This window comes from Acinetobacter sp. YH12145 (genome assembly GCF_013418335.1).
Classification (GTDB): Bacteria; Pseudomonadota; Gammaproteobacteria; order Pseudomonadales; family Moraxellaceae; genus Acinetobacter; species Acinetobacter amyesii.
In genome coordinates this window covers 45,333-66,429 of sequence record NZ_VPCE01000006.1, presented here as the reverse complement: position 1 = coordinate 66,429, position 21,097 = coordinate 45,333, and the positions used below count along the sequence as shown (strand labels likewise).

23 protein-coding genes are annotated in these 21,097 nt (G+C 41.8%); 19 read left to right on the top strand and 4 right to left on the bottom strand.

Going from position 1 to position 21,097, the window contains the following annotated elements; translation table 11 throughout:
- The first annotated feature begins 10 nt into the window (after positions 1 to 10).
- The 9 genes from ndk to der all read left to right on the top strand — a co-directional run bounded on the left by ndk (position 11) and on the right by der (position 9,303).
- Complete coding sequence (gene ndk / locus FTU80_RS07730) at positions 11 to 442, top strand: nucleoside-diphosphate kinase (protein WP_078189614.1); 432 nt, start codon at positions 11 to 13, stop codon at positions 440 to 442.
- A 123-nt stretch (positions 443 to 565) separates the two neighbouring features.
- The gene (rlmN, locus tag FTU80_RS07725) at positions 566 to 1,801 is read left to right on the top strand and encodes a 23S rRNA (adenine(2503)-C(2))-methyltransferase RlmN (RefSeq protein ID WP_180024403.1); all 1,236 of its coding nucleotides are present in this window, start codon (positions 566 to 568) and stop codon (positions 1,799 to 1,801) included.
- A gap of 15 nt (positions 1,802 to 1,816) precedes the next feature.
- A complete protein-coding gene (gene pilW, locus FTU80_RS07720) occupies positions 1,817 to 2,620 on the top strand; it encodes a type IV pilus biogenesis/stability protein PilW (RefSeq protein ID WP_078189612.1) in 804 nt (267 codons plus the stop codon).
- A complete protein-coding gene (locus FTU80_RS07715; RefSeq protein WP_180084664.1) occupies positions 2,611 to 3,405 on the top strand; it encodes a RodZ domain-containing protein in 795 nt (264 codons plus the stop codon). The genes pilW and FTU80_RS07715 overlap by 10 nt, the downstream gene beginning before the upstream one ends.
- Positions 3,406 to 3,428: 23 nt before the next feature.
- Entirely contained in the window at positions 3,429 to 4,550 is a 1,122-nt protein-coding gene (gene ispG / locus FTU80_RS07710; RefSeq protein ID WP_180084663.1) for a flavodoxin-dependent (E)-4-hydroxy-3-methylbut-2-enyl-diphosphate synthase, read from the top strand.
- 3 nt (positions 4,551 to 4,553) lie between these two features.
- On the top strand, positions 4,554 to 5,849 hold the full coding sequence (gene hisS, locus FTU80_RS07705) for a histidine--tRNA ligase (RefSeq protein ID WP_078189609.1): 1,296 nt from the start codon (positions 4,554 to 4,556) through the stop codon (positions 5,847 to 5,849).
- Positions 5,850 to 5,879: 30 nt separating this feature from the next.
- Positions 5,880 to 6,578 carry a tetratricopeptide repeat protein gene (locus FTU80_RS07700; RefSeq protein WP_078189608.1) on the top strand — a complete coding sequence of 233 codons (699 nt, stop codon included), beginning with the start codon at positions 5,880 to 5,882 and terminating at the stop codon, positions 6,576 to 6,578.
- Positions 6,575 to 7,720, top strand: coding sequence for an outer membrane protein assembly factor BamB (gene bamB / locus FTU80_RS07695; protein WP_078189607.1), 1,146 nt, complete (start codon positions 6,575 to 6,577; stop codon positions 7,718 to 7,720). The genes FTU80_RS07700 and bamB overlap by 4 nt, the downstream gene beginning before the upstream one ends.
- Positions 7,721 to 7,893: 173 nt before the next feature.
- Entirely contained in the window at positions 7,894 to 9,303 is a 1,410-nt protein-coding gene (gene der, locus FTU80_RS07690) for a ribosome biogenesis GTPase Der (protein WP_111884742.1), read from the top strand.
- Between the two features lie 76 nt (positions 9,304 to 9,379).
- Here the strand turns inward: der and FTU80_RS07685 are convergent, their stop codons facing one another.
- The gene (locus FTU80_RS07685) at positions 9,380 to 9,949 is read right to left on the bottom strand and encodes a hypothetical protein (protein WP_180084662.1); all 570 of its coding nucleotides are present in this window, start codon (positions 9,947 to 9,949) and stop codon (positions 9,380 to 9,382) included.
- 277 nt (positions 9,950 to 10,226) lie between these two features.
- Between FTU80_RS07685 and FTU80_RS07680 the strand changes: the two genes are divergently transcribed.
- On the top strand, positions 10,227 to 10,868 hold the full coding sequence (locus tag FTU80_RS07680) for a 4'-phosphopantetheinyl transferase superfamily protein (RefSeq protein ID WP_180084661.1): 642 nt from the start codon (positions 10,227 to 10,229) through the stop codon (positions 10,866 to 10,868).
- An 86-nt stretch (positions 10,869 to 10,954) separates the two neighbouring features.
- Here FTU80_RS07680 and FTU80_RS07675 read toward each other — a convergent pair whose 3' ends face one another.
- Both FTU80_RS07675 and FTU80_RS07670 read right to left on the bottom strand, forming a co-directional pair.
- Positions 10,955 to 11,374, bottom strand: a complete 420-nt coding sequence (locus FTU80_RS07675) for a hypothetical protein (protein ID WP_078192655.1) — start codon at positions 11,372 to 11,374, stop codon at positions 10,955 to 10,957.
- Between the two features lie 165 nt (positions 11,375 to 11,539).
- Positions 11,540 to 12,316 carry an SDR family oxidoreductase gene (locus FTU80_RS07670; RefSeq protein WP_180084660.1) on the bottom strand — a complete coding sequence of 259 codons (777 nt, stop codon included), beginning with the start codon at positions 12,314 to 12,316 and terminating at the stop codon, positions 11,540 to 11,542.
- Between the two features lie 104 nt (positions 12,317 to 12,420).
- Here FTU80_RS07670 and mazG point away from each other — a divergent pair, with 104 nt between their 5' ends.
- The 9 genes from mazG to yjgA all read left to right on the top strand — a co-directional run bounded on the left by mazG (position 12,421) and on the right by yjgA (position 19,094).
- Complete coding sequence (gene mazG / locus FTU80_RS07665) at positions 12,421 to 13,215, top strand: nucleoside triphosphate pyrophosphohydrolase (protein ID WP_180084659.1); 795 nt, start codon at positions 12,421 to 12,423, stop codon at positions 13,213 to 13,215.
- Complete coding sequence (locus FTU80_RS07660; RefSeq protein WP_180084658.1) at positions 13,193 to 13,624, top strand: ComEA family DNA-binding protein; 432 nt, start codon at positions 13,193 to 13,195, stop codon at positions 13,622 to 13,624. The genes mazG and FTU80_RS07660 overlap by 23 nt, the downstream gene beginning before the upstream one ends.
- A gap of 134 nt (positions 13,625 to 13,758) precedes the next feature.
- Positions 13,759 to 15,228 (top strand): polynucleotide adenylyltransferase PcnB, encoded by a 1,470-nt coding sequence (gene pcnB, locus FTU80_RS07655; RefSeq protein WP_180084657.1) that lies wholly within the window; start codon positions 13,759 to 13,761, stop codon positions 15,226 to 15,228.
- Entirely contained in the window at positions 15,225 to 15,710 is a 486-nt protein-coding gene (folK, locus tag FTU80_RS07650; protein WP_180005386.1) for a 2-amino-4-hydroxy-6-hydroxymethyldihydropteridine diphosphokinase, read from the top strand. Before pcnB ends, folK begins: the two co-directional genes overlap by 4 nt.
- A gap of 46 nt (positions 15,711 to 15,756) precedes the next feature.
- The gene (gene panB / locus FTU80_RS07645; protein WP_180007226.1) at positions 15,757 to 16,566 is read left to right on the top strand and encodes a 3-methyl-2-oxobutanoate hydroxymethyltransferase; all 810 of its coding nucleotides are present in this window, start codon (positions 15,757 to 15,759) and stop codon (positions 16,564 to 16,566) included.
- 3 nt (positions 16,567 to 16,569) lie between these two features.
- Positions 16,570 to 17,418, top strand: coding sequence for a pantoate--beta-alanine ligase (panC, locus tag FTU80_RS07640; RefSeq protein ID WP_180084656.1), 849 nt, complete (start codon positions 16,570 to 16,572; stop codon positions 17,416 to 17,418).
- A 22-nt stretch (positions 17,419 to 17,440) separates the two neighbouring features.
- Positions 17,441 to 18,292: an RNase adapter RapZ gene (rapZ, locus tag FTU80_RS07635; protein ID WP_078189595.1), complete on the top strand. Its 852-nt coding sequence runs from the start codon at positions 17,441 to 17,443 to the stop codon at positions 18,290 to 18,292.
- Entirely contained in the window at positions 18,289 to 18,558 is a 270-nt protein-coding gene (locus FTU80_RS07630; protein ID WP_067763492.1) for an HPr family phosphocarrier protein, read from the top strand. The genes rapZ and FTU80_RS07630 overlap by 4 nt, the downstream gene beginning before the upstream one ends.
- A 2-nt stretch (positions 18,559 to 18,560) precedes the next feature.
- On the top strand, positions 18,561 to 19,094 hold the full coding sequence (gene yjgA / locus FTU80_RS07625) for a ribosome biogenesis factor YjgA (RefSeq protein WP_180084655.1): 534 nt from the start codon (positions 18,561 to 18,563) through the stop codon (positions 19,092 to 19,094).
- A gap of 175 nt (positions 19,095 to 19,269) precedes the next feature.
- On the opposite strand, the gene FTU80_RS07620 is transcribed toward yjgA, so the two are convergent.
- Positions 19,270 to 20,910, bottom strand: coding sequence for an acyl-CoA synthetase (locus FTU80_RS07620; protein WP_180084654.1), 1,641 nt, complete (start codon positions 20,908 to 20,910; stop codon positions 19,270 to 19,272).
- Positions 20,911 to 21,097: the final 187 nt, after the last annotated feature.

Here is a 21,097-nt window from a genome sequence, read left to right as displayed (position 1 = left end):
GGAGCCTCTCATGGCTATTGAACGTACTTTATCTATCGTTAAACCAGATGCAGTTGCTAAAAACCACATCGGCGACATCTTTGCTCGTTTCGAAAAAGCTGGTCTTCAAATCGTTGCAACTAAAATGAAACACTTGACTCAAGCTGAAGCTGAAGGCTTCTACGCTGAGCACAAAGAACGTGGTTTCTTTGGTGACCTAGTTGCATTCATGACTTCTGGTCCAGTTGTAGTTTCAGTTCTTGAAGGCGAAAACGCAGTTCTTGCTCACCGTGAAATCCTTGGCGCAACTAACCCTAAAGAAGCTGCTCCTGGTACTATCCGTGCAGACTTCGCTGTAAGCATCGACGAAAACGCTGCTCACGGTTCTGACTCTGTAGCATCTGCTGATCGTGAAGTTAACTACTTCTTCGCTCAAACTGAGATCGCTCCACGTACTCGTTAATTCGAAGTATTCAAACCAGATAAGTGGTATACTGCTTGTCTGGTTTTTTTATTCTCTGAATAATTCTTTGCTCAATAACTGAGCTTCTCCTTTGATCTTTAGACATGGTTTAGGTAATTACACATGAGTACTGAAGTAGTCGCTACATCAGCTGTTTCTGATGCACAGCAACAATCTCCATCCGCTCCGACGCAGCAAAATACTGTGGAGAAAGTGAATTTACTGGGCATGTCACGTCCGCAAATGGAAAAATTCTTCGAAGATATGGGGGAGAAAAAGTTCCGTGCTGGGCAGGTGATGAAATGGATTCATCAGTTCTTCGTGACTGATTTTGCTGAAATGACCAATATTTCTGGCAAACTTCGTGAAAAATTGGAAAAGATTTGTGAAATTAAAGCGCCTGAAGTGGTGCATAAAAATTACTCAAAAGACGGTACTCGTAAATGGGTGTTCCGTGTGGGTGATGGTGCAGGTTCATTGGTTGAAACTGTACTCATTCCAGCAGAAGATAAAACCGGCGCACGTAAGACCTTGTGTATTTCGTCACAAGTAGGCTGTGCTCTGGACTGTTCATTCTGTTCAACTGGTAAACAAGGTTTCCAACGTGACTTGAGCCAAGCTGAAATTATTGGACAGCTGTGGATGGCGAACTTCTCTTATATGGAAGATGTGCCAGTTGCTGATCGTGAACGTTCAGTGACCAACGTGGTGATGATGGGCATGGGTGAGCCGCTGTTGAACTATGATGCCGTATTGAATTCAATGCGTATCATGTTGGATGACTTTGCGTATGGTATGTCGAAGCGTCGTGTGACTTTATCAACTTCAGGTGTAGTGCCTAAAATTGACCAATTGGCACAAGACATTGATGTAGCCTTGGCAATTTCACTCCACGCACCAAATGATGAATTACGCAACGAACTTGTTCCGATCAATAAAAAATATCCGTTGGAACAGTTGATTGCCGCGTGTCAGCGTTATATCGCCAAAGATGGTAATGAAAGTTCGCGTAAACACGTGACCATCGAATACGTGATGTTAGATGGTGTAAATGACCATCCTGAACATGCACAGCAAATGTTAAAGCTGTTGAAAAACTTACCAAGCAAAATTAATTTAATTCCGTTTAACCCGTTCCCGCATGCGCCATACGGTCGTTCAAGCCGTAACCGTATTATTTCTTTCCAAAAAACTTTGTCTGATGCCGGTTTTGTGTGTACGATTCGTCAGACACGTGGTGATGATATCGACGCTGCGTGTGGACAACTCGTGGGGCAAGTTGCTGACCGTACTCGTCGTGCGGAGCAATGGAAAAAGAAAGTTGCGCAGCAAAATGAGATACTGCGCTCACAAGGATAATAAAGAGGCAGCCAATTGAAAAAGTTAACGTATAAGTTCACTTTCGTTTCAGCTTTATGTGCATCGGTTTTGGCATTAACAGCATGTCAAACGCCTGAGATTGGGAAAAAAGACCCAGAGAAAGCCGTAAAAATCAGAACGCAATTGGCTGTTGAACACTTGAAAGCAGGGGATTTGGACTCTGCTAAACGTGCATTAGATCAGGCTTTAGAGGTGGATTCTCGCGATTCCCAAGCCAATATGATGATGGGTGTCTTACTACAACGAGAAGGCAGTCCAGCCAACTTAGAAAAAGCAGATAGTTATTTTAAGCGTGCAATTTCAGCAGACTCAAAAAATTCTCAAGCACGTAACAACTACGGTACGTATTTATACCAAGTTGAGCGTTATAATGATGCGATTGAACAGTTCAGCATCGCAGGTTCAACTTTAGGTTATGATCAACGTTTCAAAGCATTGGAAAATTTAGGTCGAATTTACCTGAAAGTGGGTGATGTGGCGAATGCTGAAAAATCATTCAAACAAGCTTTGCAGGCTAATCGTGATTCTTATGTTTCAATGTTAGAGTTGTCTGAAATCTTTTATTTGAATCAGCAGTTCCCTGCTGCTACACAAATGTATGAACAATTTGTACGTGCAGTAGGACAAAAAAATCAGGGTGCGCGTGCACTCTGGATTGGCATTCGAACAGCGCGTGCCAATGGCGACAATTTGGGTATGCAAGTACTGGTTAACCAGTTACGTGCTTTGTTCCCAGAAAGTCCTGAATACCAACGCTATTTGCAATTACAGTACAGTACTGAGGCCGTATGGAAGTAAATCCTAATTCACCGCAATCGAATGGTTCGAGCGTAGCTCCAAATGCATTAGGAAATGTACAACGCCCAGGTGAGTATTTACGTCAAGTACGTATTACGCAAAAACTGGAACTTGAAGCTGTCGCATCAGAACTCAATATTCCATTAAAAACACTGACTGCACTTGAGCAAGATGATTATAAGTCATTGCCTGAAGCGACCTTTATTAAAGGTTACTACCGCACTTATGCCAAATATTTAAAAGTTGATGCAACCAATATCATTCAACGTTTTGATGATATTTATGCCAACGATACGGGATTGTTGCCAAATCACGCGTTAAACAATTCACCGATTAAAATAATGGGTAAATTACCCGGTTCTAATCGTGACCGTAATCGTAAATGGATCAAACGTGGTCTGATTGCATTGGCAGTGTTGGTGGTCATTGGTGCGATCGTGGCAGCGATTCAGGGCATGACCTCGGGCAGCGATAATGAAGACGCTGTGACCAGTGAAGTCGCTTCAGAAGTTCAAGTCCTCGACATGAATGGCGGAAATGCAGCGGTCAGCGGTGATCAATTGACATTGACCTTCAGTAGCCCAACTTCAGTACATATTGTGGATTCGACGGGTAAGGTGTTGGCGACAGGTCGTCAAGCATCGACGCTCAACTTAAACGGTGAAACACCATTCCAAATTCGTTTGGATGATGCAACAGCAGTGTCATTAAGCTTAAATAATGAAAATATTTCATTGTCACCATATACCGTAAACGGCAAAGCAGATTTCCGTTTATCACGTTAAGGGACAACAGAGCAGACTGAACAATGATTGAAAATCCAATTAAGCGCCGTCCAACGCGTAAAATTAAAGTAGGTTCGGTGTATGTCGGTGGTGATGCGCCGATCAGCATCCAAAGTATGACCAATACTGAAACTTGTGATGTCGAAGCGACCGTGGCACAGATTCAGCGCTGTGTAGACGTCGGTGCGGACATCATGCGTGTTTCTGTACCGAGTATGGAAGCTGCTGAAGCTTTTGGTGAAATTCGTAAACGTGTGCAAGTGCCACTGGTTGCTGATATTCACTTTGATTATAAAATTGCTTTACGTGTTGCAGACCTTGGTGCAGATTGTTTGCGTATTAACCCGGGTAATATTGGCTCAGAAGCTAAAATTCGTGAAGTGGTAGCTGCTGCACAACATAATGACATCTCTATGCGTATTGGTGTCAATGCAGGCTCACTGGAAAAAGATATTCAAAAGAAATATGGTGAGCCTACAGGTCAGGCCTTGCTTGAATCTGCAATGCGCCATATTGATATTTTAGATCGCTTAAATTTCCATGAATTTAAAGTGTCAGTTAAAGCATCCAATGTCTTTCTGACGATGGATGCTTACCGTTTGTTATCTAAACAAATTGATAACCCATTACACTTGGGTGTGACTGAAGCTGGTGTATACCGTACGGGTTCAGTCAAATCTGCTATCGCTTTAGGTGGTTTGTTGATGGAAGGTATTGGTGACACCATGCGTATTTCATTGGCAGCAGAGCCTGAAGAAGAAATCAAAATTGGCTTTGATATTTTAAAATCATTGGGCTTACGTTCGAACGGCATTAACTTTATTGCATGCCCAAGTTGTTCACGCCAAGAGTTCAATGTCATCAAAGTCATGCAAACATTGGAAGAGCGTTTAGAAGATATTCGTACCCCAATGGATGTATCGGTGATTGGTTGTAAAGTGAATGGTCCGGGTGAAGCCAAAGAAGCCGATATTGGTGTAGTAGGTGCAAGTCCGCGTTCACTGGTGTATCGTAATGGCGAAAAGAGCCATTTAATTGAAACAAATCAGTTGGTTGACGAAATCGAAGCGATGGTTCGTCAACGTGTTAGCGATCTTGAAGACGCTAAAGCTAAAGAGATTATTCGCACAAGTTTTTCTGAGTAGATCATGAGTTCAATCGTCGCAATCAAAGGTTTTAATGACATTCTCCCTACGCAAAGTCCTGCATGGAGACGTCTAGAACAGCATTTATCTAGCTTGATGGATGCTTATGGTTATCAGCAAATTCGCTTGCCGATTGTGGAGCAGACTCATCTGTTCAAACGTTCTATTGGTGATGCAACGGATATCGTTGAAAAAGAAATGTACACATTCTTAGACAAAGGTAATCCGCCTGAGTCTTTGACTTTGCGTCCAGAAGGAACAGCAGGGTGTGTGCGTGCAATGCTTGAACATAACTTACTTCGTGGTGCTACACCGCGTGTATGGTATGTTGGCCCAATGTTTCGCTATGAAAAACCACAAAAAGGTCGTTACCGTCAGTTCCATCAATTTGGCGTAGAAACTTTTGGTGTTGCAACACCAGATCAAGATGCAGAATTGATTTTAATGACTGCGCGTTTGTGGAAACGCATGGGCGTTGCAGATAAAGTTCAATTAGAACTCAATACATTAGGTGAGTCTGATGAACGTGCAGCTTATCGTGCGGCATTGGTTGAATTTTTAGAGTCACATAAAAATGACTTAGATGAAGATTCACAGCGTCGTCTAACCACGAATCCACTGCGTATTTTGGATTCTAAAGATGCAAAAACACAAAGCATTTTGGAAAATGCGCCAAAACTTCACGACTTTATGGGTGAAGAAACGTTGGCTCACTTTGCTCAATTGCAGCAGTATTTGACTGACGCTGGTATTGGTTTTGTGATCAATCAAAAATTGGTTCGTGGTCTCGACTACTACAATAAAACGGTCTTTGAATGGACAACTACACACTTAGGTTCTCAAGGAACGGTATGTGCTGGTGGTCGTTATGACGGTTTAGTCGGTCAGCTTAAAGGTAAAGCAGATCAGTCTGTGCCTGCTGTTGGTTTTGCAATGGGTATGGAGCGTTTGCTTCTTCTACTTGAACAAGTGGAAGACAATACCCCAGTGCGTGACTGTGAGCTATTCTTGGTTTCAGATCCTGCAACTCAAGGTAAAGCGTTGGTGCTTGCTGAACAAATACGTGATCAACTTGAAGCAGCGGGTAGTAACATTCGCTTAAAAGTTGGTTCACAAGGTTCAATGAAATCGCAAATGAAAAAAGCTGACCAATCGGGTGCTTTATTTGCTGTGATTTACGGTGAACGTGAGCAAGCAGCAGGGCAAGTGCTGGTAAAAGAGCTAGCAATTGCAGAACAACACGAAGTGAATGTGGCAGACTTTGTTGCCTTCATTATCGAAAAAATTTCTTCAAAATAATCCCTATAACATAAGGAAAAAGGTAATTTCATGAGCGCATTGAGTGAAGAAGAACAACTTGATAATTTAAAATCGTTTGCTAAAAAATATGGCTCTGCCATTGTTAGCGGCATTTTAATTGCGTTGATTGCCTTTTTCGGATGGGAATACTGGCAGAAGAAAACTTTGGCTGAATCGCAAATGCAAACAGCCAAAGTACAGCAGTTAATGGATGATGCTCAGTCGGCGACTGGCGATGCGTTTACACAACTTTCTGCGACTGCAGATAAAATTGTAAAAGAAGCGCCAGATTCGCCACAAGCCATTCAAACTCAGTTGCTTATGGCAAAATTGGCATATGATAAAGCCGATTATGCCAACGCTGAAAAAGCTTTGAAAAAAGTTGAAAATTCAAAAGTTGACGATGCGGGCTTAGTTCAATTGGTGAAATTACGTTTAGCGTATGCACAATTGGCACAAAAGAAATTTGATGAAGCATTAAAAACTTTAGAAGCGGTTAAAGAACCTGCTTTTCAAGCGACTGCAGATGAAGCCCGTGGCGATGTCTATGTTGCAAAAAATGATATCGAAAATGCAAAGAAAGTTTATCAAAGTGCATGGGATGCTTTGGTTGAGCGACAAGAAGAACGTCAAATTTTACAAATTAAACTCGAAAGTGTAGGCGTTTTAGTTGATGATCCTGAAATTGAACGTCCGATTATAGATACACAAGTGGAAGCAACTGAATGAATAGAAAATACAAAATTACCTGTGCGCTGACAGTTTTAACACTTGCTTTGGCTGGTTGTGCAAATAAAGGAAAAGTAGAAAAAGTAAAACCAAATCCTTTACCAAAATTGGAACAGGCAAAAACTTTAGCACCTGTATTTTCAAACAGTGTGGCTTCAACTGAAGAAGCAGATCCACTGCGTTTACGTATGGATGCAGATAATGGCGTTGTTTTTAGCGTAAATCCTAATGGTGAAGTTCAAGCCTACAAAGGCAAAGAGCGTTTATGGCAGAAGAAAATCTCTAAACAAGGTTTGACTGCAGGTGTAGAAGCAGCTGACGGAATTGTGGTTGTTGGTAATGCAAAAGGTCAATTATTTGCATTAGATCAGGCAACAGGTGAACAAAAGTGGACTGCGCAATTAACCGGCGCGTTACTTTCACCGTCGTTGATTCAAGCAGGTCGCGTTATTTCAGTCACCAATGATGGTACGGTATACGCAAACGATGTGGCAACGGGTCAACAAACTTGGACCTATAACTTGCCAAATGTGCAGTTTAGTTTACGTGGTATGGCAGCACCGGTATCACTCGATGCCCGTCATGTTCTCATCGCTTCTTCAAATGCCTATATCTATGTGATTGATGCATTGAGCGGTATTCCGAAAATGCAGCGTCGTGTTGCAGTGTCAGACGGTCGTTCAGATGTACAACGTCTCATTGATATTGACGGTGAACCGACTGTAGCAGGTCAATTTTTAATTACCACCAGTTACCAAGGCCAAGTGACAGCACTTGATCTTGCATCACAACAAGTGATCTGGAGTAATGATGCGAGCAGTATTCAGCGTCCTGAAGTTGCAGGCAATGGTGTCTTTGTGACACAAACTGATGGTAAAATTGTGGCTTACGAAATTACCACTGGTCAAACATTGTGGGAAAATGACCAATTGCTTAATCGTAATTTGAGTAACCCAGTGATGTTAGGTCAAGACCTTGTGGTTGGTGATCTGGATGGTGTACTTCACTTAATCAACCCAGCGACAGGTGAGTTGGTTGGTCGTTCTAAAACCAGTGGTGAAGTACGTTCACTACGTGTGATTGACAACCAATTATATGTGTCGACACGTAAGGGTGCATTAAGCATTTGGCAGAACCGTTAATTTTTCTGCGGCTTATGTTAAAATAAGCCAAACCGTATTTTTAACGCGGGGGATTGAATCATCAATGCCCCGTGTTTTTATTTATTTTAGGCATTTATCCTATTTCCATTCTTCCTAAGCTTTCTGATGTTCAGACCAGACCAAACTGGCTGATCTGGAATAAAGGTTAATCTATGAAACCCGTAATTGCGCTCATTGGTCGTCCGAACGTCGGAAAATCAACGTTGTTTAACCAGATAACCAAGAGCCGTGATGCTCTCGTTGCTGACTTTGCCGGTCTGACTCGTGACCGTAAGTATGGTGACGCGACTTATCAAAATAAATCTTTCATCGTCGTTGATACTGGGGGTATTGGCGAAACTGAAGGTGGTATCGACTCGTACATGGCAGAACAGTCAAAAACTGCCATTAATGAAGCAGATATTATTGTCTTCGTGGTCGATGCGCGCGCAGGCCTATTGGCATCTGATGAGCAAATTGCACGTGACTTACGTACGCTAGGTAAAAAAGTTTATCTTGTTGCCAACAAAGTTGATGGTGTTCATGCCGAAGCAGCTTTAGTTGAATTCTTCAAATTGGGTATGGGTGAACCACTTCAAGTGGCTGCCAGCCATGGTCGTGGTGTTCAGCAAATGCTTGAAGAAGTGTTGGCTGATGTACCTGAAGATGAAAGTGAAGAACAACACGATAAAGACACAGGCTTACGTTTAGCGATTATTGGTCGTCCAAACGTGGGTAAATCGACTCTAGTGAACCGTTTGTTGGGTGAAGACCGTGTGGTTGCATTTGACCAACCAGGTACTACACGTGACTCGATATATATCCCATTTGAACGTGATGGCCGTAAATACACATTAATCGATACTGCGGGTGTACGTCGTAAAGGTAAAGTGGACGAAATGATCGAGAAATTCTCGATTGTGAAAACTTTACAAGCGATGAAAGATGCGCATGTTGTGGTTATTGTTGTCGATGCACGTGAAGGGATCGTTGAGCAAGACTTGCATTTGATTGGTTATGCGCTTGAAGCAGGCCGTGCGATGGTGATTGCCATCAACAAATGGGACAACATGTCTGACTACGACCGTAAACAATGTAAATTAGATGTTGAACGTCGTTTTGACTTTATTCCATGGGCAAAAATTCACTTAATTTCTGCACTTCACGGTACAGGTGTTGGTGATCTTTATCCATCGATCCACCGTGCTTATGATTCTTCTCATTTGAAAGTATCACCTGCGAAAATCACTCAAATCTTGAATGATGCAACTGATGCGCACCAACCACCAATGGTTCAAGGTCGTCGTATCAAAATGCGTTATGCGCATATGGGCGGACAAAATCCACCGACGATTGTGATTCATGGTAACAAGGTCGATAAAACGCCAAATGACTATCGTCGTTACCTAGAAAACGTGTTCCGTAAAGTTTATAAACTTGAAGGTACGCCAGTCAAAATTGAATTTAAAACCTCTGATAACCCATTTGAAGGTCGTAAGTCGCAAATCGATGAGCGTACGGCGGCACGTAAACGTCGTTATGTTCAGAAGTTCAAAAAGGCGGAAAAGAAATTCAAACGCTAAGTTTAGATGAACAAAAAAAGCCTGCAGATATGCAGGCTTTTTTATTTCACTTTATTTATCTAAAAAGATGTAGAAATTAGTTTTTACACTTTTTAGCTTGGCGGTAAATATCAATATTATCCAGATTAGCTTGAGCAATTTCCATGGCTTGCTGTGCGCTGCTGCTATCCTGTTGTGTATTTTTATTGCCAGAAATAGCTGTCGCAAATTGTCCCATACGCGCGGCTGTTTCAGATTGACCTGAAAATGCGGATAGCGCGTTGCCAGCAAGACCAGCCCATTTTGAAACTTGATTATTTTGCTGTGCAGACGCTTGGCTTAATGCCAGTTGCGATGCTTCCAATGTACGTTCGAAAGTTTTACGTTCAACGCTCAGATCAGTGCAATCTAAGGTTTTTAAATAACTGGTGCTATAAACACTATTGTTGGTTTGGTTAGCTTGATTGAAATTTGAGGCATAGCCACGGTCTGCTTGAGCCACGGCATTGGCAGCTTCTTGACGGCTTTGATTCATACGTGCTTCAGCTTGGTCCATGATCGCGCCATTTTTGGCACCCATTACTGCAACGGCTGCATCCAATAATCCTGCTTGAGCGAAACATGGTAGGACGCAAAGTGAACTGATTAAGGTGATTTTTCTTAGCATGTGGTTTACCCCGAGTTTTAAATTAAAGTTATAAGAATCTAGAGTATTTTATCTAATTAAAGATGTATTTGAAATATTTATTATACTTAAGTATTTGAATATATTTATAATATTAAATATTTCTTAAGTGTTTTGAAATATTTTTAAACTGAGTTTTAAAATCTCGACGAGTCAAAGGACCGATGCGCTCATCTGTATTGTGGTGTATTTTGTGTCGGAGAGTCGCATAAAATATAGCGTCATGGACGTAGTGTAAAAGATATTGGATCAATAACTTATGGCGAAAATTCAGCTTGAATATAGTGCAATTACTGACTTCTTTGTGGAGCCGCATGGCTTGAGTCGTCAAGAGGTAATTGCCGTGCGTAAACAAGCCATTTACCAATATCGAAATCAATTACTCGGGCAGCGGCTAAATAGGTCAGTTGAAAATTCAGATTTTTCAAAGTCTCCGTTTGGTAAGCCTTTTCTTCCTGATTTGCCACATTTTCATTTTAATCATAGTCATAGCCAGCAGCATTATGTATTGGCCAGCAGTGAAAAAATCGCCAATATTGGTGTGGATATTGAAGATTTAAATCGAAAAGTTCGTTTTGATGCGATGGCTCAACATAGCTTTCATCCAGAAGAATTGCTCAATTGGGAGAACTTTGAGCATGATCCTGATTTTTGGTTTAAAGTTTGGACCACCAAAGAGGCGGTACTTAAAGCATCAGGTTTAGGGATTCGAGTGAACCTGAATGAACTAAATACACAGTGTCATCCTGAGCAGAATGGTGGGATGTGTAGCCATCCAGCAATTGGCACTTTTGCTTATCAGAATATTCAACTGCCGCATGTGATGTTGACGGTGGCATGGCAAAGTGAACAATCTTGCCGAGGCTTTCATTTGCCTAATATTGAGTTGAATGTCTTATAAATCGGTATGACATATAAATCACCATGAAAAAAGCCCTGTTCTGGCTGAACAGGGCTTTTTTTAAATCAATCTAAACTGGCTTTAGATTAGATTTTGCATTTTTTAGAACCTTGGTAGATACCAATGTTGTCGATGTTTGCTTGAGCAGCAGATTTGTTCGCTTGTTGAAGTTCAAGGTTGCCTGCATCAGAAGTATCTTGCTCACCAGCCAAGCTGTTTGCAATGTTGCCTGCACGAGCAGCTTTTTCAGAGTTACCACCGAAAGCAGCAAGAGCGCCACCCGCTAAACCAGCAAATTTGCTCAATGATTTGCCTGGCGCTTGAGCAGATGCTTGGATGTTTGCAATGTTTTTGTCAGCAGCTTCTAAAGAGCGCTTAGCATTCGCTTTTTCAACAGCAAGAGTTGCACAATCCATCGCTTTTAATTCTGAAGATGCGAATTGAGTTGTAGCAAAAGCAGAAATTGAAATAGAAGTAACAGTTGCAAGAACAAGTAATTTTTTCATGAAATAATTCACTTTTATTGTTAGAAAATAAACGCCCGAAAGTAATGGGCGGGTGAATATTATTCAAAAAAAGGAATTTTGTCCTGTTAAAATGTGACAATTGTGTAACTTTGTGTAATTTGCGTACAAATATGATTGCAAAATTAAATGATTAGTAACACGTTGCTATTTGGGTTTTTGTGCAATCCAAATATTACTTAAGCGGTTGACAAATTGCGGGCTAAACTTCGATAAATTAAATAAAAATTTGGCTTTCATCCCCACAGGTGTATGTGTGGCCATTAAGACGGTATCCTTTTTTTGTACCAAGGCATAAATTTGCTGAGCAACATCGCTAGGTTGAAGATTGACCCCCATTTTCTTAATGCTTTGTGCATCCATGTCTTGCACCATCGCGGTTTGAACAAATAAAGGCATCACATCTAAAACGCGAATATTGTATTTTTGCCATTCAATATCCAAACTTTCAGTGAACCCGCGGACAGCAAATTTAGATGTGGCATAACTGGCTAAATCGGCTTGTCCATAAATTGCTGAAGCCGAAGAGAGGTTAATCACACGAGCAAAATTGCTTTGTTTTAAATAGGGAAATGCCGCATAGCAACCGTTTATCACCCCTTTGACATTGATATCAATCGTACGGTGGTGTGCAGACAATTCCGTATGTTCAAAGCTGCCTGAATACAGAATTCCGGCATTATTGACTAAGATATTTAGCTGACCTGCCCAAGCAACAAATTCAGCTAAAGCGCTTTGCCATTGCTCTGGTTGTGTCACATCTAAAAGCCCAGCTCTGGCATGGCTACCGAGTTCAGCCGCTAATGAGGTGACTTGAGATTGGTTAATGTCGTAGAGCCCAACTTTATAGCCTTGTTGTATGAACAGTCGTGCAATTGCTGCGCCAATCCCTTGTCCTGCACCGCTAATAAAAATACTTTGCATGTTATGCTTCCCTGAATTGAGTTGCTCATTCCTTGAGTGAATTTTGAGCATATCAAATTCTGTAATCGAAACAATGTACTGATGAGTAAATAGCTGGAGTTCACATGGAACAATTATTAGCAGTGATGAAAGAATTACGTGAAAAATGTCCATGGGATCAAAAGCAAACCCCAGAAAGTCTGACTCATTATGCCATTGAAGAAGCCTATGAAGTGGAAGCGGCGGTTCGTTCAGGTCAGAGTGATGATGTACGAGATGAACTGGGGGATTTATTACTGCAAGTGGTTTTTCAGTCGCAGATGTATAGCGAACAAGGCGCATTTGATTTTCAAGATGTGGTGCAAGCCATTACAGATAAATTAATTCGCCGTCATCCCCATGTGTTTCAGGCAGAGCAGTTCTCAGCACTCAATGCGGATGATGTGGCAACACTATGGAAACAGATTAAACAACAAGAAAAAGCAGGGAAATCAGCATCTAGATTAGATGAGGTTAAACATGCACCTGCATTAAGCCAAGCAGATGAAATCCAAAAAAAAGTGGCGAAAATAGGCTTTGATTTTCCAGATATTGAAGGGGCTTATGGCAAGCTTGAGGAAGAGCTGGGGGAATTAAAAGAGGCATTGGCAGGTAAAAAATCCGACGAAATATTTGATGAATTTGGTGATTGCTTATTTTCACTGGTGAATGTTGGACGTAAGATTGGCATCTCAAGTGAGATGGCACTGTTAAGTACCATTCATAAGTTTAGAAGCCGTTTTGCTTATATTGAAGCACAGGCCACATTACAACAAAAACATGTAGAAGACTTGTCCCTGACTGAAATGGATCAGTTATGGGAACAGGCAAAACAACAATTAAAACAACAGGCTGAATATGTACCACATCCTAAAGAATAAATACTTTACGCAACTACTTGTCTTGGTTTTGAGTTTAATGGCAGATTTAACTTTTGCGCAAAGCCCTTCGGGCTACGCGGAATGGAAAGCCATGCAGCAAGCTCAAGATCAGCAATTAAAAAAGCAATCTGAGGCCTCTAAGTCCAAAGCGACAACTGCACCGAGCAATGCCAACTATTATTTGTCACGCCCCAGCACTCACCAAAATAGTCGAACAGATCAGGTACGCTTAAATACAGCCTCAGTCGATGAACTGCAGACATTGCATGGAATTGGTCAGAAAAAAGCAGAAGCAATTGTGCAATATCGTAAAAGTAATGGCTTATTTAAAAGCATTGATGATATTCAACAGGTTAAGGGAATCGGTCCTGCGCTGTTTGCTAAAAATAAAGCAAAATTGGCACTTTAAGTGAAGTGTAAAAAAAAGAATTAGGTTAAGCTCAGCTTGAGCATCGAGATAATCAAATTGCCCTTTGATTGTGTTAGAGATATCATTAGCGACATCTTAAGAATTTTACGTTCAGACGTAGGAGACAGCGTCTTTTGCAAACTTTGCGCGCGTCCAAATGTGGTTTATCAACCACACAATTACCTTCTTCCATTTTAGATGTGATTGATGCCTTAACTAAGGCAGGCTATGAAGCTTATATCGTGGGTGGCGGTGTCCGTGACCTAATGTTGGGTCATGCACCTAAAGATTTTGATGCCGTAACTAATGCGACACCAGCTCAGGTGAAAGAAGTCTTCGGGCGACGTTGCCGAATTATTGGTCGTCGTTTTGAGCTGGCGCATGTCTACTCAGGACGTGAACTGATCGAAGTTGCGACCTTCCGTGCGCCACCTAAAAAAGCCGTGACTTCTGCTGCGGGCATGATTTTACGTGATAATAATTGGGGTACGATTGAGCAAGACTTTGCACGTCGTGACTTCTCGATCAATGCAATGTATTACCAACCACGCAAAGGTGAAGTGCTAGATTTTTGTCATGCAGTAGATGACATTAAGCATAAAACGTTGCGTTTATTGGGTGATCCACAATTACGTTTTGAAGAAGATCCTGTCCGGATGCTTCGGACTTTACGTTTTGCAGCCAAATTAAACTTTAATATTGATGAAAAAATTCTGGATGTCTTTACTCCAGAACTTACTCAATTGCTGCGTGATGTGTCTCCACATCGTTTATACGATGAGTCACAAAAGCTCTTTACCATGGGGCATCTCAATCGCGTCTTACCGATGCTAATCGATTTTGGTATTTGGTATCAGTTATTTGCAGATATTAAACCAGTCGTAACGCCATTTATTGAGTTGGCTGCAAAAAATACCGATCAACGTATTTCGATTGGGAAAACCATTAACCCTGCATTTTTCTATGCCGTGTTATTGTGGATTCCGTTCCAAGAGCGTTGTACGTTCTATTTGAATAAAGGTGTTGTTCCAGCTGAAGCACGTGCTCAAGCAGGCTTGGATGTATTGAAACGTCAGGCTACACGAACCATTATTCCTCGCTTTGCCGAAACATTTATTCGTGAAGTTTGGGAAATGCAAACCCGTTTGCTGAATCCAAAACCACAGCAAATTGAAGCACTTTCAGGTCATGCACGTTTCCGTGCAGGCTTTGACTTCTTGCTGCTGCGTGAAAAGTCGGGCGATACAAGCACACAAGGTATGGGCCAGTGGTGGGATGCTTATCAGCAGATGAGCACTGACGAAAAAGAACGGGCAATTAGCCAATACAATCGTCAACGTGCCAAGAGTCGTCGTAAAGCGGTGCATGAAGATGTGGAAACGAAAGGTTCTGCTCATCAGCAAGTTGAAATTGAACCGCTTGTGAATGAACCAGAAAGCAGAAGTCGCCGTCAACGTAAGCCTAAATCACATGCTAATAGTCCAGCGACAGTGTCAATCGTTGCAGCGTCAGCCAGTGGTGAAATTGGTGCAGATCATCCGATTTTAAAACGTAAACGTGTGAAACGAGATTTGACTCAGGTTATTTTTGGGCCAACACAATGACGCTGACATATATTGGTTTAGGCAGTAATTTAGGTGATTCCTTGCAGATCCTCAGTGAAGCGGTACATAAACTTGCAACACTCGGAACAGTGAAGGTCTCACAACTGTACCAAAGCCCACCAATGGGGCCGCAGGATCAGCCGAATTATTTAAATGCAGCGGTTGCATTAGAAACTGATCTAGCTCCTTTGGCCTTGTTGGATGAATTGCAACGCTTTGAACAAGAGTCGGGGCGTGTACGCCTACGTCATTGGGGTGAGCGTACACTGGATTTAGATTTACTGATATATGGTGAACAGCACATTCAAAATGAACGTTTAACGGTGCCTCATGTTGGTGTTTTAGAACGTGATTTTGTGTTGAAACCTTTATTGGATTTAGATGAGAATCTACAGATTAAAGGACAACCATTAAAAGATTTACCTATTTTGAATAATCCAAATTTAACTGTATTGGATGCAGGAAACTGGGCCCATCTTTAATTTTTGTATGACCACTTGAGAAAGCCGTCATCTGAGGAATATTGAAATGATTAGTCTAAGTGACTTGAAAAAATTTAAAGCGGAAGGCCGCAAATTCTCCTGCCTGACTTGCTATGATGCGAGCATGGCAAAAGCAATGGAAGTTGCTGAAGTCGATAGTATTCTGATTGGTGATTCATTGGGGATGACCATTCAAGGCAATGACTCTACTTTACCTGTCACTGTTGAAGATATGGCATATCACACAGCAGCAGTGCGTCGTGGCAATAAGCATGCGTTTATTTTGACAGATTTGCCATTTATGACTTATGCCACTTTGAATGACGCTTTGGTGAATTCAAAGACCGTGATGCAAGCAGGCGCGCAGATGGTCAAATTGGAAGGTGGCGCATGGTTGTCAGAAACAGTTGAAGTATTGACCCGTAATGGTATTCCAGTGTGTGTGCATTTAGGGTTAACTCCGCAATCGGTTCATGTGTTTGGCGGTTATAAAGTGCAAGCACGTACACGCGAAACTGCGGATCAACTCATTGCAGACTGTAAAGCTGTGGTTGATGCAGGTGCAGCACTTTTACTTTTGGAATGTGTTCCTGCCCAAGTGGGTAAAGAAATTAGTGAATTGTTCCCAAATACTCCTGTAATTGGGATCGGTGCCGGTGCAGAAACGGATGCTCAAGTCTTGGTTCAACAAGATATGTTGGGACTGACGTTTAGTCACGTGGCGAAATTTGTTCGCAACTTTATGAAAGAGCAAGCAGGGGAAACGGCAATTGTGGATGCGTTTAAGGCGTATCATGCTGCCGTACTAGATGGTAGCTTCCCTGCCAAAGAACATACATTCCAAATTGAGCTGTAAGACATGAAAACTGAAACAACGATTCAAGGTTTAAGTGCATCGCTAAATCCAGCACGTGCTGCGCGCAAAATCATTGGTTTTGTACCAACGATGGGGAACTTGCATGAAGGTCACCTCAATTTAGTTCGTGAAGCACGTAAACTGTGTGATGTCGTGGTAGTGAGTATTTTCGTTAACCCAATTCAGTTTGGTCCAAATGAAGACTTTGACAACTATCCACGTACCTTGGAACAAGATCAGCACTTATTGGCTGAAGTGGGTTGTGACATCGTGTTTGCACCGACTGTTGAACAAATGTATGGCAACAAACCGCGCTTAACCAATATTAGCGTGGGCGGCATTACCAATGATTTGTGTGGCGAACAGCGTCCGGGTCATTTTGACGGTGTTGCTGTTGTTGTGACAAAACTCTTTAATATTGTTCAACCGAATTTTGCATTCTTTGGGCAAAAAGATTACCAGCAACTTGCAGTGATTCGTCAGTTTGTACGTGACTTAAATATTCCACTAGAAGTGATTGGTGTGCCGATTACGCGTGCTGAAGATGGTTTGGCATTGAGCTCACGCAATGGTTATTTAAGTGCGGAAAATCGTGCGATTGCACCAACGATTTACCAAAGCTTGAAAACGGCTGAGGCAGAATTACATGCTGGAACTCGACTGGCAGATGTGTTAGCGAATATTAAAGCAACATTGACAGCAGCGGGTTTTGTTGTGGACTATGTTGAAGCACGTACACCTGAATTACAGAAAATTGAAGAATTTGATCAAGACGTGGTGTTGTTTATTGCGGCTAAATTAGGCGCAACACGTCTTATTGATAATATGCAGGTTAAATATACTACAGTTTAAAACGGCTATGGGGTAGCAAGCGATGAAGCGCATTTTAATTGTTACAGGACAATCTGGATCTGGAAAGTCATCTGCATTACAGATACTTGAGGATTTGGGTTATTACTGTATCGATAATTTGCCATTGGCCTTACTCCCCGAAATTGTTGAAAAACTCGATTCAGAAAATAATCTTGAACAATTGGCACTGGGTGTGGATGTCCGCAGTACACGTGCAGATTTACAAGAGTTCGATTTGGTTTTTCAACAGCTACAGCGCCATGGCTCAGTCGATATTATTTATTTGACCACGCGTGATCAGGAATTGATTGCGCGATTCAGTTCATCTCGACGTCCCCATCCGTTGGCAAGTCGTTTCAAAAGTTTAAATGAGTGCATACAGGAAGAAAAATCTTTACTGTTGCCGATTCAATTACGCTCGACAGTACATATTGATACTACAGATAAGAGCGTACATGATTTAAAACATACCTTGCTGTCTAAACTCGGACAGGCAGATAATTTAATTTTGATCTTACAGTCTTTTGGCTATAAGCATGGTATTCCACTCGATGCAGATTATGTTTTTGACGTCCGTCATTTGCCCAATCCGCACTGGGATATGGAATTACGTAAGTATTCAGGATTAGATGAGCCAGTTCGTCAGTTTTTACAGCAAAGTGAACAAACCAATGAAATGTTCCAAGATATTTATAATTTCTTGGATAAATGGCTGCCGGCATTTGCCGAAGGGCATCGTCATTACATGACGGTGTCGATCGGTTGTACAGGTGGGCAACACCGTTCGGTATATATCGTAGATAGACTAAAAAAAGCACTTGAGGCAAAATGGTCTATTCAGGTTCTACATAGAGAAATGAAGCACTGGTCATGATCGACACAACTGTTGACGTAATTAATAAACTGGGTTTACATGCGCGTGCATCTGGCAAGCTAATCGAAGTCACGACCAAATTTCGCTCGTCGATTCAAATTGGTAAGGGTGGAAAATTAGTAGATGCCAAAAATATTATGTCTTTGCTGATGCTTGGCGCAGGCAAGGGCACAACTTTACGCTTAGTGATTGAAGGTGCAGATGAAGAAAAAGCTTTATCTGAAATTCAAGCACTGTTTGCGGCAAAATTTTACGAGGCAGATTAAACGTGGCACGTCGACCGAATCGCTATACCGAAGAAGACTTTGAATCCTTAGAAGGACGTGCAAGTAAAACTGAGCAAAAGAAAGCTGTACAACGTATGGCTGCTTTGGGCGAGGAACTTGCAAAACTAAATCCTAAACAGATTAAAAATCTTCCTGTAGAAGAGCGTCTGATCGAAGCACTACTAGATGCACAAACAATTACTTCACATGAAGCGCGACGCCGTCAGTTTCAACGTGTAGGTAAATTACTGCGTAATGAAGATGAAACCATGATTTTATCTTACTTAACCCCGCAGCAAGGTGCGAAAAAAACAGCGCAGCTTCAACGCTGGACTGAACGTATGATTGCCCAAGGTGATCCAGTCATTAAAGAGTTCATGAAAGCACATAATGCTGCTGAATATCATCCCATTCGTCAGCATATTTTGCGTATTCAACGTGATATATCCAAAAATGTAAGCGAAGAAGAACTGACTGCGTCAAAGTTGAAATTGTTTAACTACATTCAACAAGTGGCTTTATTATCTGATAACTAATGCATGATTAGATAGCCAAGTACTTAGATAGCTCAATGATCAGAGAATTCAACATGATCTGATCATTGAAGCAAAACGTGAAGTTATAGACTTCACATCAAAAAAGCGACCTGATTAGGTCGCTTTTTTTGCTTAAATGATTGAAAAAATCATGCTTGGCTTTTGAGTTTTAATATTAACCAAATTCACCAACAGCGCGCTCTTTAGCCCATTCACGGAGAACGAACTTCTGAAGTTTACCTGTCGAGGTTTTTGGAATTTCGGTAATCACTACATCTTTAGGTACTTTGAAACGTGCAAGGTGCTGCTTACAGAATTCGATCAGTTCTTCAGGCGTTGCTTCTTTACCTGCTTTTAATTCAATAAAGGCACAAGGCACTTCTTGCCAACGAGGGTCAGGTTTTGCAACCACTGCAGCGGTCAGTACAGCAGGGTGTTGATATAGAATTTCTTCTACTTCGAGCGATGAAATGTTTTCACCCCCTGAAATGATCACATCTTTAGAGCGGTCAGTAATTTTGGCATAACCGTCAGGTTGGCAGACTGCTAAGTCGCCGGTATGGAACCAGCCACCGGCAAAGGCTTCAGCCGTTGCTTCTGGGTTTTTCAAATAACCTTTCATTACGATGTTGCCACGGAACATGATTTCACCCATGGTCTGGCCATCATGCGGAACAGGTAACATGGTTTCAGGATCAATGACTTTCATGCCATCTTGAAGCGGGTATGGCACACCTTGGCGAGAATGCAACTGTGCTTGTTCTTGAATGGAAAGATCAGACCAACCAGCTTGCGATGCGCAAAGTGCTGATGGACCATAGGTTTCAGTCAAACCGTAAACATGTGTGACATTGATACCAATATTACGCATCCCTTCAATAATCGCTGCAGGTGGCGCTGCACCAGCAACCATCACTTCAACGCGATGGTCAAATTGTGCTTTTTTCTCTTCAGGCGTATTGATCATCATTGAAAGTACGATTGGTGCACCGCAGAAATAATCTACTTTGTGTTCTGCAATCAATTTGAAAATCAGTTCAGGGTCAATTTTACGTAGACAAATATTGGTTCCGCCATTGGCTGCCATTGTCCAAGCAAAGCACCAGCCATTACAGTGGAATAGAGGAAGCGTCCACAGATACGTTGCACGTGGCGTCATGCCGCAAGCAATGATGTTACTCGCTGCATTGATATATGCGCCGCGGTGATGATACACCACGCCTTTTGGATTCCCTGTGGTACCCGAGGTATAGCTTAAACTAATCGCATCCCATTCATCTTGAGGTAAGTGCCATTCAAAGTTCGCATCGCCTTGCGCCAACCAGTCTTCAAATTCAATTTGTCCAATCGGTTGTGCTGTGCCTTCAAATTCAGCATCTGCAACATCAATGACATAAATGTCTTGATCGATCAAAGCCAAAGCTTCGGTGGCAACTTGAGCAAATTCAGGGTCAACCAACAGGACTTTGGTTTCTGCATGTTCCAGCATGAAGGCAATGGTTTTCGCATCAAGGCGTGTATTTAGCGTATTTAGTACAGCACCCGCCATCGGTACGGCAAAGTGTGCTTCAACCATAGCCGGAATGTTCGGTAATAACACAGACACGGTGTCATTTTTGCCAATGCCTAATTGTTGCAACTGATGTGCAAATTGACGACAGCGGTTATACGTTTGGCGCCATGAAATATGACGATTGCCATGGATAATGGCATCCTGATCAGGATAAATATAAGCTGCACGCTCTAAATAACGTAGAGGCGAAAGTGCCACAAAATTTGCCGGGGTCCGTGGCAATTCATCGTATGCGCTAACCATCGTGGTACTCCAAGTCCATGTCTATTTGTTTTAAATCTGACTTAACAATAATTCAGTCCGTAGCTTCTCTGCATTTATGCTTTAGTCGAGTATTTACACTAAATTTTTAAGTGATTGAAATTTAACATAATAAAAACAATAAGGTGACGAAAATGAACCCTGTGGTTCTCAAAATTGATTTTTTAGC